The 14293-nt window shown below is 34.2% G+C and carries 10 protein-coding genes; 6 read left to right on the forward strand and 4 right to left on the reverse strand.

Translation table 11 applies throughout. The annotated features are described in order from the left end of the window. The first annotated feature begins 28 nt into the window (after positions 1 to 28). The 3 genes from OYT91_RS10855 (at position 29) to OYT91_RS10865 (ending at position 3345) form a co-directional block, all read left to right on the forward strand. On the forward strand, positions 29 to 490 hold the full coding sequence (locus OYT91_RS10855; protein WP_281237972.1) for a DUF1573 domain-containing protein: 462 nt from the start codon (positions 29 to 31) through the stop codon (positions 488 to 490). A 73-nt stretch (positions 491 to 563) separates the two neighbouring features. Further along, the gene (locus OYT91_RS10860) at positions 564 to 1094 is read left to right on the forward strand and encodes an RNA methyltransferase (RefSeq protein WP_281237973.1); all 531 of its coding nucleotides are present in this window, start codon (positions 564 to 566) and stop codon (positions 1092 to 1094) included. Between the two features lie 85 nt (positions 1095 to 1179). After that, a complete protein-coding gene (locus OYT91_RS10865) occupies positions 1180 to 3345 on the forward strand; it encodes a T9SS type B sorting domain-containing protein (RefSeq protein ID WP_281237974.1) in 2166 nt (721 codons plus the stop codon). 1 nt (position 3346) lies between these two features. On the opposite strand, the gene folK is transcribed toward OYT91_RS10865, so the two are convergent. Beyond that, the gene (gene folK / locus OYT91_RS10870; protein WP_281237975.1) at positions 3347 to 4483 is read right to left on the reverse strand and encodes a 2-amino-4-hydroxy-6-hydroxymethyldihydropteridine diphosphokinase; all 1137 of its coding nucleotides are present in this window, start codon (positions 4481 to 4483) and stop codon (positions 3347 to 3349) included. 127 nt (positions 4484 to 4610) lie between these two features. Between folK and sppA the strand changes: the two genes are divergently transcribed. Then, entirely contained in the window at positions 4611 to 6368 is a 1758-nt protein-coding gene (gene sppA / locus OYT91_RS10875) for a signal peptide peptidase SppA (RefSeq protein WP_281237976.1), read from the forward strand. Between the two features lie 219 nt (positions 6369 to 6587). Continuing rightward, on the forward strand, positions 6588 to 9179 hold the full coding sequence (locus tag OYT91_RS10880) for an AsmA-like C-terminal region-containing protein (RefSeq protein WP_281237977.1): 2592 nt from the start codon (positions 6588 to 6590) through the stop codon (positions 9177 to 9179). 259 nt (positions 9180 to 9438) lie between these two features. Here OYT91_RS10880 and OYT91_RS10885 read toward each other — a convergent pair whose 3' ends face one another. Next, positions 9439 to 10233 (reverse strand): DUF2797 domain-containing protein, encoded by a 795-nt coding sequence (locus OYT91_RS10885; protein WP_281237978.1) that lies wholly within the window; start codon positions 10231 to 10233, stop codon positions 9439 to 9441. 220 nt (positions 10234 to 10453) lie between these two features. Between OYT91_RS10885 and OYT91_RS10890 the strand changes: the two genes are divergently transcribed. Next, positions 10454 to 11962 (forward strand): GH3 auxin-responsive promoter family protein, encoded by a 1509-nt coding sequence (locus OYT91_RS10890; protein WP_281237979.1) that lies wholly within the window; start codon positions 10454 to 10456, stop codon positions 11960 to 11962. A 236-nt stretch (positions 11963 to 12198) separates the two neighbouring features. Here the strand turns inward: OYT91_RS10890 and clpX are convergent, their stop codons facing one another. Then, the gene (clpX, locus tag OYT91_RS10895) at positions 12199 to 13431 is read right to left on the reverse strand and encodes an ATP-dependent Clp protease ATP-binding subunit ClpX (RefSeq protein WP_281237980.1); all 1233 of its coding nucleotides are present in this window, start codon (positions 13429 to 13431) and stop codon (positions 12199 to 12201) included. Between the two features lie 80 nt (positions 13432 to 13511). Then, a complete protein-coding gene (gene clpP / locus OYT91_RS10900; RefSeq protein WP_269221756.1) occupies positions 13512 to 14186 on the reverse strand; it encodes an ATP-dependent Clp endopeptidase proteolytic subunit ClpP in 675 nt (224 codons plus the stop codon). Positions 14187 to 14293 lie beyond the last annotated feature (107 nt).

A 14293-nucleotide genomic window follows, 5' to 3' on the forward strand; every position in this document is an offset into this window, starting at 1 on the left:
AAATTTGTCACATAATTCAAAAAACACTATGAAAAAAATATTTCTATTAGCTATGCTAACTGTTTTAGGAGTAACCACTTCTAATGCTCAAGACACCTCTAAAAAGAGCAAAAAATCAAAAACGACTGCAGTTGCTGCTTTACCAAAAGTAGACGGAGCTGGAATGGTTTTTGAAAATGAGACAATCGATTATGGAACTGTCGCTCATAATTCAGACGGAAATCGTCAATTTACATTTACAAATAATGGTAATAAACCATTAATTATTACAAATACTCAAGGATCTTGTGGTTGTACTGTACCAACTACACCAAAAGAACCTATTGCTCCAGGAGCAAAAGGAGTTATTGGAGTAAAATATGCCACAGATAGAGTTGGTCCTTTTACAAAAACAGTTACTGTAACATCAAATGCTGCAGGTCAACCATCAAAAGTACTTACTATAAAAGGTACAATTTTACCAGATGCAGCGCCAGTTACAAAAAGCTAATATTCCTTTTTAAAGATAAAAGTAAAGGCTTCCTGATTTTGGGAAGCCTTTTTTATAAAACACTATTGAACAAATGAGAAAACTCGAAAATAGCGAACTAGAAAGAAAATCTATTGAAGATTTTAAGAAATCCAAAAAAACTCCACTGATATTGGTTCTAGATGACATTCGCAGTTTACACAATATTGGCTCTGTATTTAGAACAGCTGATGCCTTTTTGATCGAAAAAATAATACTCTGTGGAATCACTGCAACACCTCCGAACAAAGAAATACACAAAACCGCACTTGGCGCTACAGAAACCGTTTCTTGGGAACACCAAGAGAATGTACTAGATGTTATCACCAATTTAAAAAAAGAAAATATCATTACATTAGCTATTGAACAAGTAGAAAGTGCCTTTTTTCTACAAGATTTTAAAGTCGATAAAGACCAAAAATACGCTTTAATCTTCGGAAATGAAGTTTATGGAGTAGCACAGGAAGCTGTAGCAATATGCGACGGATGTATAGAAATCCCACAATTAGGCACTAAACATTCTTTGAACATTTCTGTTAGTGCTGGGATTGTAGTTTGGGATCTATTCAAACAATTTAATAAATAAAATTAATTTACAAAAATTCCTTTTTTTTTATAATAAACTTCAAAACAATTCCTTACAATTTGTATTAAATGCTTATTTTTATAAAATGAAAATTTATACGCATTTCTACATACTAACACTTTTAGTACTTACAACTTATACTATTTGTACTGCTGAAAACACCTATAAAAACCCTCCCAAAAAGGGATTTACAACTTCGATCCTAAAACCAAAACGCAAAGCTGATTTTCTTGCAAACGTAGCTCCAATAGTTACTGCGACTGACAATCAGACCTATTGCCCTTTAACAAGTGTAAACATTGCAACCACTATCAATATTGTCGATCCAGATGACACTACTACTGATGCAATTTATATACAAATTTCATCTGGCTACATCAATGGCCAAGACCAATTAATTTTCAATAATGCCTCGTCGCATCCTAAAGTGACAAGCGGTTGGAATTCAAGCGAAGGAAAATTAACGCTAAAAAGCCCCACGGGAATACCTGTGACATATGTTGATTTTATAAGTGCCATCAAAGATGTTCAGTTTAGCAATTCTTCCCCTTCCCCTACAGGAACCAGAAATTTTTCTATCAGTATAGGTCAGGCCAATTATTTACCTCGAAATGGTCATTATTATGAATATGTTCCTGGTTTAGGAATCACTTGGACCAGCGCAAAAACCGCGGCAGATACAAAAACATACTATGGACTTAAAGGATATTTAGCTACGCTTACAGCTGCAGATGAATCACAATTAGCAGGAAAACAAGCCCCAGGAGCTGGTTGGATCGGCGGCAGCGATGCCGAAACAGAAGGCGTTTGGAAATGGGTAACAGGCCCTGAAGCTGGAACAATCTTTTGGAACGGAACCTCTAGTGGTTCTAGTCCAAATTTTGCCTTTTGGAATTCCAACGAACCGAATCAATTAGGAGATGAAGATTACGCCCATATTACAGCGCCAGGAGTAGGCATAACTGGCTCTTGGAATGACTTATCCAATATAGGCGACACTAATGGCGATTACCAACCCAAAGGTTATATTGTAGAATATGGAGGAACAGCAGGAGATCCAATTCTACAACTTTCGGCCAGTACTACATTAACAATCGCATCTATTACAAGCACCACACCTAATCACAGATGTGATTCTGGAACTATTACATTACAGGCTACCGCTTCTGCAGGAATAATTAATTGGTATGATGCCTCAATTGGAGGTACTTACCTAGGAAATGGAACAAGTTTTATTACTCCAAGTATAAACACTACAACAAGTTATTATGTAGAAACCTCAACAACCAGTTGCTCAAGTATTAGAACAGCTGTCGAAGCTAAAATAATTAATACACCCGTAATCTTAACAACAAACTCACCTGTACCCAATTGTGGCCCTGGAGTATTTAATTTAAAGGCTACATCGACGATTGGAACTGTAAATTGGTACTCGCAAATTGGAGGAACAATACTAAGTACTGGATCAACATACTTCACACCTCAGATTACCAAAAACACCACTTATTATGCCGAAGCTACAAACAACGGCTGCACAAACGGATTAAAAATCCCAGTTGATCTTATTGTTTACCCATTACCCGTAGTCAATGATGAAACTGTAAAAAAATGTAATGCCAGCAATGTGTCATTAGATGCGTCAATACCCAATATGACCTATCTTTGGTCAACTGGCGAAACTAGTCAAAAAATAACAGCAACAAATACAGGTGTTTATACCGTTGACATAACCAGCCCAGCTCCAGAAAAATGTACTAGTAGAAAAACGATTACAGTAAAAGAAGACCTAAAACCTAAAATAAAAAACATAATCGTTGACGAAACAACCGTTAGCATAGAATTAGTACAAAATGAAGATTATTTTGAGTTCTCGATTGACGGTGTTAATTATCAAAACTCAAATGTATTCACTAATGCTCCCAGTGGATTACAAACTGCATATGTTAGAGATATCAATAAATGTAGTGATGACAAAAAAACTTTTATAGTTATCATTGTTCCAAAATACTTCACACCAAATAACGACGGTTTTAATGATGTTTGGGAGATAAAAGGATTAGCAAACTATCCGTTAGCCGAAGTTCTTCTTTTTGACCGTTACGGAAAACTAATAACACATTTAGATTCCTACTTTCGTAGTTGGGATGGAACTTTTAATAAAAATCCTTTACCAGCAACTGATTATTGGTATGTTATAAAATTAGATAAAGATAGTCCCGAAGTCAAAGGCCATTTTTCTTTAAAGCGATAAATTATAGATTACTCTTTTCTTGAATTTTATTCAAAATAAAAAGATAATCCTCTTGATTGTTTACAAAATCACGATCGGAAACATCAATTACCAAAACATTCAAATCAGTTTGGGTTTTAATGTATTCTAAATATCCTTTGTTTATTTTATCCAAATATTCTGCCGTAATATCTTGTTCATAGATTCTTCCACGACTCTTTATATTTTGTAACAATCGAGTAGTGTTTTGATAGAGATAAATATACAAATCGGGTTTTGGCATTTCTTTATAAATAATATCAAAAAGAGTACGATACAAACGAAACTCATCTTCTTCCAATGTAATCTTAGAAAACAATAATGATTTAAAGATATGATAATCGGCAATAATAAAATCTTTGAATAAATCAAATTGTGACAAATCATCCGACAACTGTTGATACCTATCGGCCAGAAAAGACATTTCTAATGAAAAAGCATAACGGCTTTGATCTTCATAAAATTTAGGCAAAAATGGATTATCGGCAAAACGTTCCAATACGGTCTTCGCATTAAAATCTTGAGCCATTTTTACAGCCAAAGTCGATTTTCCAGCACCAATATTCCCTTCAATAGCAATATAGTTGTAGTGATTTAGTCGAATAGAGCTCAACGGGTTTTCTAATTCATGTACTACTTCGCAAACACTATCATCGGGAGTAATTTGAATCAACTCTGAAATGGATTTTTTCAAAATAGGATGTTGCCAACCCATATTTAAATCCTGAAAAGGCAACAAAACAAATTTTCTATTTTGCATTAATGGATGCGGAATTTGAAGATGCTCAATATCGATTATTTCTTCATCAAAAGCAATCAAATCAACATCAATAATTCGAGATTGATAACCTGGTTTTTCATTGCGAATACGGCCCAGTTTTTTTTCAACTTCTAAAATTTGCTTCAAAATTTGAATTGGTGATTTGGAAGTATGCAAAAGCAAAGCACAATTAAAAAAAGCTTCGCTTTCAAAACCCCAAGATGGAGATTCATACAATTTAGAAACTTTTATAATAGTACCTATTTCCAAATGAATCAATTCGAGACATAATTCTATGTTTTTCAAACGATTGCCTTGATTGCTTCCAAGAGATAAAATGACCTGATGTTGTAATTCCATAATTACCACAAATTAAGTAAAAGAATTTTAGATAAGCAGTATATTTGCCTCTAGTGTTACAATTTATTTTCATCATAGAATGTAACAAATCAATACAATTTACTACTTATTAGAAAAATAAATTTATATGAGATTTTTAGGAAATGTAATGGCTACCATTATTGGAATTTTTGTTTTTTTTATGCTTTTCTTCTTTGGGATTATACTCATAGGAGCCATTTTTGGTGGAGAATCCGAAGGGGTTGAAGTCAAAAACAATTCAGTAATCGAATTGAATCTAGAAAATATCTCCAATGATTACGCCGGTAAATACAAAGACCCTTGGATGGATGTCTTTTCGGAGAAAAAAAGTGTTGGACTTACAGACATCATCAATGCTATCGCTGTTGCAAAAACAGATAATGATATTAAAGGAATATCGATTTTAAACGAAGATTCTTCTCTAGGATTAGCCCAAAGTAAAGAGTTGAGAGAAGCTCTGATTGATTTTAAAAAATCAGGAAAATTTATTATGGCTTATGCCAATAATTATTCACAAAGAGATTATTACCTGAACTCTGTTGCCAATACCATTTATTTAAATCCAGCAGGAGACCTTGATTTCAAAGGATTATCAACTGAAATTATGTTCTTTAAAGATTTACAGGAAAAATCAGGAATAAAAATGGAAGTTATCCGTCACGGAAAATACAAAAGTGCCGTTGAACCATTCCTAGAAAACAAAATGAGTGATGCCAATAGAGAACAAACAACCGCTCTATTAAATTCAGTTTGGAATTCGGTTATAACCGACATTTCAGAAAGTCGTCATATTTCAACAGCTAGATTAAACGAAATAGCAACTGGTTTATTGGCTCGTACTCCAGAAATGGCCAAAGCCAACAAACTTATTGATATTGTCGCCTATGAAGATGTTTACCATGACGCCATCAAGAAAGCCTTGAAAGTAAAAAAGAATGAAGACTACAATAAAGTATCAATAACTGATTATGCACAAAAAACAGCAACAACTTCTATACTTTCAGAATCAGACAATCAAATTGCTGTAATTTATGCGCAAGGTGAAATTCAAAGCGGCGAAGGAGATGTCAACGTAATTGGTGAAGGTTCTATGCGTCGTTCCTTGCAAGAAGCTAGAAAGAACAAAGACATTAAAGCTATCGTACTTCGTGTTGACAGTCCAGGAGGAAGTGCTTTGACGTCGGATTTGATTTGGAGAGAAATCGAATTAACCAAAAAAGTAAAACCTGTAGTTGTATCTATGGGAAATTATGCAGCTTCAGGAGGTTATTATATTGCTTGTAATGCCAATAAAATTTTTGCGGAAAAAAATACGATTACAGGTTCAATTGGGGTTTTCGGAGTATTGCCTAACTTTAGCCAATTATCCACTAAAATCGGAATTCATACAGAACAAGTTACCACCAATGAAAACTCCAATTACAGTCCGTTTGTTCCATTGAACGAAAAATTCAAAGGCGTGACTCTTGAAGGTGTAGAACGTGTATATAAAACATTTGTAACTCACGTTGCCGAAGGAAGAAAAATGACATTTGCACAAGTAGATTCTATTGCACAAGGTCGTGTTTGGACAGGATCAGAAGCTTTGAAAATAGGATTGGTTGACAAAATCGGAAATCTAAATGATGCTTTAAAAGAAGCTGCTTCTTTGGCCAAAATCAAAGATTATTCTACACAAAACTTTCCTGAGTATGAAAAAGATTTTAGTGACATATTGGCTAAACTTCCTTTTGCCAAATCTAAAGAAGCTTTAATCAAAGAAGAATTGGGAGAAGAAAATTATTTTGTATTACAACAAATTAAAAAAGTACAACTTCAAAAAGGAATTCAAGCCAGAATGCCTTTTGAAATAAACATTCAATAATTTTTATTCTTAAACAATTAGAAACCCTTTCAGTTTTAAAATCTGAAAGGGTTTCGCTTTTATGAAAAGGTTGTGATTTGAAAATCATAAATTAAAATTAAAGAATTGTAATACCATATTTCATTATAAAAACAAATAGTACCTTCGCATGATGTTTTTACCAAACAACAAATAAACAAACCTTCTTTTATAAAAATAACCCCAAATTATTTAACCAAAATGCCAAAGAAAATTTTAAAAATAGTTGGAATTATACTGATTCTACTTATCGCTTCCTTATTTGCTATTCCGTATTTCTTCAAAGATCAAATAAAAGCTAAAATCACCGAAGCTATTAATGAAAAAGTAGATGCCAAAGTTTCTTTTGCAGATGCTGATTTGAGCTTGTTCAAAAATTTCCCTAAAGCAACAGTAACCTTAGATAAATTATTAATTATCAACAAAGCTCCTTTTGAAGGAGATACTTTGGTTTCTTTAGGTGAATTGAATTTAAAAATGTCGATCAAGGAATTGTTTAAAGGCAAAGAAGAAGCCATGCAGATTGAAGGAATTACATCCAAGAATGGGTTCATCAATATTATTTTCAACAAAGACGGTATTGGGAATTTTGATATTGCTTTAAAAGACAACAAACCCAAAGAGGATGGAAAAAGCGACCCAATGCTTTTGAAAATTAAAAAATACCAAATTGAAAATTTCAAGTTTCAATACTTTGATGAGTCCTCACAAGTAAGAATGGTTATTGACAGTTTGAACCACGAAGGAGCTGGTGATTTTAATAACACAAAATTGGATTTAGACACCAAATCGACTGCTAAACTATCTCTTAATATGGGCAAAATCAATTACATGAAAAATGTTGCCTTGTCACTTGATGCTGTTTTAGGAATTGATTTAGAAAAGAGCAAATACACTTTCAAAAAGAATAAAGCATTGATCAACCAATTGCCTTTAGAATTTGACGGTTTTATACAAATGGTTGATGCTGGGCAGGTTTATGATTTGAAATTCAAAACTCCAACTTCTTCCTTCAAGAACTTTTTGGGTCTGATTCCAGCAGCTTATGCTTCGAGTTTAGAAGGCGTAAAAACCACAGGAGATTTTACCGTTACTGGTTTTGCCAAAGGAATGCTGACGGATACTACAATTCCAAAATTCAACATTGCAATTGCTTCCAACAATGGTTCCTTTCAATATCCGAACTTACCAAAATCGGTTCAAAGTATTGTAATAGATACCAAAATTGTAAATGAAACAGGTTTAATGAATGATACTTATGTAAATTTAGATAAACTTTCTTTTAGAATAGACCAAGACGTTTTTGATGCGAAAGCCAACATAAAAAACATAAGCACAAATGCTTTGGTAGATGCCGCTTTGAAAGGAACCATCAACTTGGCCAATCTTTCCAAAGCCTATCCTATAAAAATGGACAAACCGCTTACCGGAATTTTGAAAGCTGATGTAACAACCAAATTCGATATGGCTTCGGTAGAGAAAAGTCAATACCAAAACATCAATAATGCAGGAACGATAGGTTTAACAGGATTTAATTATGCTGACGCTAATGGCAAAAACATGACCATTAGTTCGGCTTTGGTACAATTTAATCCAAGTCAGGTACATTTGAAACAATTTAATGCCAAAACAGGAAAAAGTGACCTTAGCGTAACGGGAGTTTTGGATAATTTTTATGGTTTTATGTTTAGAAAGCAAGAATTAAAAGGAAATTTTAACTTGACTTCCAACCAATTGGCTGTTAGTGATTTCATGACAACCGCCACTACCCCAGTTGCTGCAACTGAAGAAACACAAAAAACCAAGAAAGCCGAACCTTTGAAAATTCCAGCTTTCCTTAATTGTACGCTTACCGCAAAAGCCAATACGGTTTTGTATGATAACTTAACTTTGAAAGCGGTTTCTGGGAAAATGATTATCAAAGACGAAAAAGTTACTTTAGAAAATGTAAAAACATCGATTTTTGGAGGAACAATTGGTGCTAGCGGTGCTGTTTCCACAAAAGGAAAAATACCCGTTTTTGACATGAATCTTAATTTGAACCAAGTTGATATTCAACAGAGTTTCACCCAATTGGATATGTTGAAAAAAATAGCGCCAATAGCGGGAATTGTAAATGGAAAAGTAAACACAACTATCAAATTGAATGGAAATCTGGATGCTACTGAAATGACTCCCGATTTAAAAACACTGACAGGCGATTTGGTTGGGCAATTACTATCGACTACTATTAATGCAGAAAACTCAACAATGTTAAAAGCATTGAGTTCTAATTTAAAATTTATTGATTTAAGTAAAGTAAACCTCAATGACATCAAAGCGGCACTAACGTTTAAAGACGGTAGAGTAACTGTAAAACCATTTGATGTAAAATACCAGGATATTAAAGCCGTTGTAGGCGGTACCCACGGTTTTGACCAAAGTATGGATTATAACATCAAATTTAATGTACCCGCAAAATATCTGGGTAAGGAAGCAAATGCGTATATATCAAAAATGTCACCAGCAGATGCAGCCAAATTTGATAATATCCCTGTAACGGCATTGATGACCGGAACATTCAGCAGTCCGAAAATTTCTACCGACATGAAAACAGTAATGACCAACTTGACCATGCAATTGGCCAAACAACAATCGGATAAATTGGTTAAAAAAGGAGCTTCAGAGTTGGATAAATTACTGAACAGCGGTAAAAAAACAGATGCTGACACCACTAAAACTAACGCTCAAAAAGAAGACATCAAAAAGAAAGCGGGCGATTTATTGAATGGTTTGTTTAAGAAGAAAAATTAGAAGCTGAGAAGCTAATATACTAAGATTTAATCCTAACTCATTTTTAAAATGAGTTAGGATTTTTTGTTTTAAAAAGAGGTCTCAATTTCTCATTGCAATCAAAATTTCTTGATTAGCGTGAGCGTGAGGGATAGCGCCAAGTTACCGAAGTAACGGCAATAGCCCGACCCCGTTGAGCAAAGGGGCTGCCTGAGCGGTACTATAAATAAGCCCCTTTGCTCAACGGGGGCACGCCCAAATAGTATTTAAAATTCTAGTTTTACACTTTTAATCGCACCACATAGCCTTCAAAACTTCGAATATTAAAAACCGTTCCATCCTCAAAAATAAGGTATTGACCTTTGATTCCTGTAAGTTTTCCTGTGAAACTATGCATTTTGTCCAGGCTCAAACTGTTTACTTTTTTTGGGTAACTCAATACTGGAAAATGCATCTCGTACAAATCGTTTTTATCTAAATAAAAATACTCTTGTACTTCGGGTGGAATTAAATTTTCAAGTTTTAAACGCTCGGCAATTAGATCGACATGTACAACATCGTTTTGTAGCATTTTGCGCCAATTGGTTTTATCGGCATAATGGTTTTTGAGGGCTACCTCGGTAATCCCTGCCAAATATCGATTGGGAACTTCGACAATTGAAATGGCTTGAGACGCACCTTGATCGATCCATCTTGTTGGCACTTGAGTTTTTCGAGTCACTCCAACTTTGACCTCACTAGACAAAGCCAAATAAACGATATGGGGTTGCAGTTGGACTTTTTCTTCATAATCCAAATCACGGTCTGCAATACCTAAATGAGCAGTACTTAACTCGGGCTTCATAATCCAATCTCCCACAGCAGGACTCGAATAAAAACAATCATAGCAGAATCCTTGGCGAAATATTTTTTTCTTTTTACCACAATTCAAACATTGATATCCTTCAAAATTGATTTCCAACTCTTTGTTTAATAATTGATTCATGTTCAAAAAACTGTTTTCGAAAACCAAGTAATATTGAATAGGATCACCGAATTCAGTCTGCATTTTAGAGAGTACACCTTTGTATGTCATTGGAGATTTAGATTGTAGCGTAGTGATTTCAGAATATTAATTTCAGTACACTTCATAAATTTTAGATTATATAATATCTATTATTGAAATAGAATCTTTAATGTAAATAAATTGTTTTTTACAAAAAAACACTATTTTTGATACGTTGGCAAAGTTACAGTTTGTCAAACGATATTCAAATCTAAAATCAAAAATCAGCATTCTAAAATCACAAATCCTCATGCCTTTATCCATCATCAACTCTATCGCTTCCTGGTTTTTAAAGCAAAGAATTCATCAAATTGAGCTTTTTCTAAAATATCCCAATGAAGTTCAAGAAGAATTATTGATGAATTTGATACGTTCTTCAGAAGGTACCGTATTTGGCAAACAATACGATTACGAATCCATAAAATCCTATCAGACTTTTACAGATAGAGTACCCATATCAACCTATGAAGATCTAGAACCTTATATCGAACGAACTCGAAAAGGGGAGCAAAATGTACTTTGGGAAGAACCCATAAAATGGTTTGCAAAATCCAGCGGAACCACTAATGCCAAGAGTAAATTTATCCCCGTGAGTAATGAGGCCTTAGAAGATTGTCATTATAAAGGAAGTAAAGATTTGTTGTGCATGTATTTGAATAACAACGAGGATTCTGAAATGTTTTTGGGAAAGAGTTTACGATTGGGAGGCAGCTCGCAAATTTACGAAAACAATAATACTTTTTTTGGAGATCTATCGGCAATCCTAATCGAAAATATGCCAATTTGGGCAGAATTCAGTAGTACCCCAAGTAGTAAAATTTCATTAATGAGCGAATGGGAAACCAAAATGAGTGCCATTATAAATGAAACCATAAATGAAAATGTAACCAGTTTTGCTGGAGTTCCTTCTTGGATGCTAGTTTTAATGAATAAAGTGCTGGAAGAAACAGGAAAAACAAACCTTATGGAAGTTTGGCCTAACTTGGAAGTATATTTTCACGGAGGTGTAAGTTTTGATCCCTATCGAGAACAATATCAAAAAATATTGCCTCAAAACCAATTCAAATATTACGAAATTTACAATGCTTCAGAAGGCTTTTTTGCCATTCAGGATTTAAATAATTCTAGTGATTTACTGTTAATGCTAGACTACGGGATTTTTTATGAATTCATTCCGATGGATACTTTTGGCACACCCGACCAAAAAGCCATCCGATTAGCGGATGTGCAATTATTCAAGAATTATGCCATGGTGATTACTACCAATGGGGGTTTGTGGCGTTATTTAATTGGTGATACCGTACGATTCACCTCTTTAAATCCTTATCGTATTCGAGTTACGGGGCGCACCAAACATCATATTAATGTATTTGGAGAAGAATTAATGGTCGAAAATACAGATCAGGCTATTGCCAAAGCTTGTCATATTACCCAAACCGAAGTAGTAGATTATACTGTCGCTCCAATATTCATGAAGGGTAAAGAAAAAGGAGGTCATGAATGGATGATTGAATTTAAGAAAGAACCTAAAGACATCGCTGCATTTCAAAAAGCACTGGACGATACTTTACAGTCCCTAAATTCTGATTACGAAGCCAAGCGTTATAATAATATGACTCTAAACCCGCTTGTGATTAATGTAGCTCGAGAACGATTATTTTATGATTGGCTTAAAGAAAGTGACAAATTGGGTGGACAACACAAAATCCCAAGATTATCTAATAAAAGAGATTACCTCGAGCAATTGAAAAAAATGTAAATCCTAAGTTTATAAAATTGGCATTATAATCATTAGCTTCCTTTCTTTCTTGCCCTATCTTATTATACTATTGGTCCTATTTTTGATGGAACAAGATGTACTGAAAATACTCAAAAAAGATCAATAAAAAGTAAATTCACAGCAATTAGAATATCCTTTTAATTTTATGCCTTTAAAATAAAAAAACCTGCTCAATTGACTGAGCAGGTTTTAAAAATACTTTTGATTATCAAAACTTAAGAAGCTATCTCCAATCGTTTCAATAAATTTTTATTTAGTGTTTCTTTGGCGTATTCCACATCAATTTCTAACTTTTTATCGTCCGAACTTGGTAATTCATACATCGCATCTGTCAGAATAGCTTCGCATAACGAACGCAATCCACGAGCACCCAATTTATATTCTAAAGCTTTTTCAACAACAAAATCTAAAGCTTCATCTGTAATGGTAAATTCCACGTCATCCATCAAAAACAATTTTTGATATTGCTTGATTAAAGCATTTTTAGGTTGTGTCAAAATCGCACGTAACGTTTCTCTATCCAGAGGATCCATGTGTGTCAAAACTGGCAAACGCCCAATAATTTCAGGAATCAATCCAAAGTCTTTAATGTCTTTTGGGATAATGTATTGCAACAAATTGTCTTTATCAATATTATCCACATTTTTGGATGTAGAATACCCAACTGCCTGACGGTTCAAACGTTTTGAAATAATACGCTCTACTCCATCAAAAGCACCACCGGCAATAAACAAAATATTTTGTGTGTTTACCTCAACAAATTTTTGATCTGGATGTTTACGACCCCCTTTTGGTGGTACATTAACAACAGTTCCTTCCAATAATTTCAATAAAGCCTGTTGCACACCTTCTCCCGAAACATCACGAGTGATGGAAGGATTATCGCTTTTACGGGCAATTTTATCAATTTCGTCAATGAAAACAATTCCTCTTTCGGCTTTGGCAACATCATAATCGGCAGCCTGCAAAAGACGCGTCAAAATACTTTCGACATCTTCTCCCACGTAACCTGCTTCGGTTAGCACTGTTGCATCAACAATAGCAAGTGGCACATCCAACATTTTGGCAATCGTTTTGGCTACCAAAGTTTTTCCTGTACCAGTTTGCCCTACCATGATGATATTACTTTTTTCAATCTCAACTTCATCGTCTAATTGCTGTTGCATCAAACGTTTGTAGTGATTGTATACCGCTACCGACATTACTTTTTTGGTTTGTTCTTGTCCAATTACATATTGATCAAGGAACGCTCTAATTTCTTTTGGTTTCTTTAAAATCAAATCACCTATGAGCTTAGAACCTCTATTCGTTTTTAATTCTTCCAAAACAATTCCGTGTGCTTGTTCGATACATTTATCACAAATGTGAGCATCGATGCCCGCAATCAATAAATTGGTTTCTGGTTTCTTTCTTCCGCAGAAAGAACATTGTAATACTTGTTTTGCCATCTTTTTAGATTGCAGATTTCAGACAACAGATTTCAGATTGCAATAAACTGCTATCTAAATTCTGTTATCTGTTATCTAATTTAACTTCTTCTCAACACTTCATCAATCATTCCGTATTCTTTGGCTTCATCGGCAATCATCCAATAATCACGTTCACTGTCTTGGTGTACTTTATCAAAAGTTTGACCAGAGTGGTGTGAAATAATTTGGTATAATTCATCTTTTAATTTCAACATTTCGCGTAAGTTGATTTCCATATCAGTAGCAACACCTTGTGCTCCTCCAGATGGTTGGTGAATCATAACACGAGAATGAGGCAATGCCGAACGTTTTCCAGCCGCACCTGCACACAAAAGAACAGCTCCCATAGAAGCGGCCATTCCAGTACATATTGTAGCTACATCTGGTTTGATGTATTGCATCGTATCATAAATTCCTAAACCTGCATAAACACTTCCTCCAGGTGAATTCAAATAAATCTGAATGTCTTTGGAAGCATCTGCACTTTCTAAGAATAATAATTGAGCTTGAACGATGTTTGCAATTTGATCATCAATTCCTGTTCCCAGAAAAATAATCCTATCCATCATTAATCTCGAAAAAACATCCAATTGCGAAATATTCAATTGACGCTCTTCTATAATATAAGGAGTCATATTTTTAGGATTCATGGCTGCTACTATTTTATCATAGTACATTGCATTTACCCCTTGACCCTTAATCGCAAATTTTTTGAATTCTTTTCCGTAGTCCATTTTAAAAAGTTTATAAGTTTATAAGGTATATTTTCTAATGTTATTTATAGTTCTAATGGTAAAGCAAAGGTCGTACCTTTTTACTTTTTGTGACAAACTGTCTCATT

It is taken from the genome of Flavobacterium praedii (assembly GCF_026810365.1).
GTDB lineage: Bacteria > Bacteroidota > Bacteroidia > Flavobacteriales > Flavobacteriaceae > Flavobacterium > Flavobacterium praedii.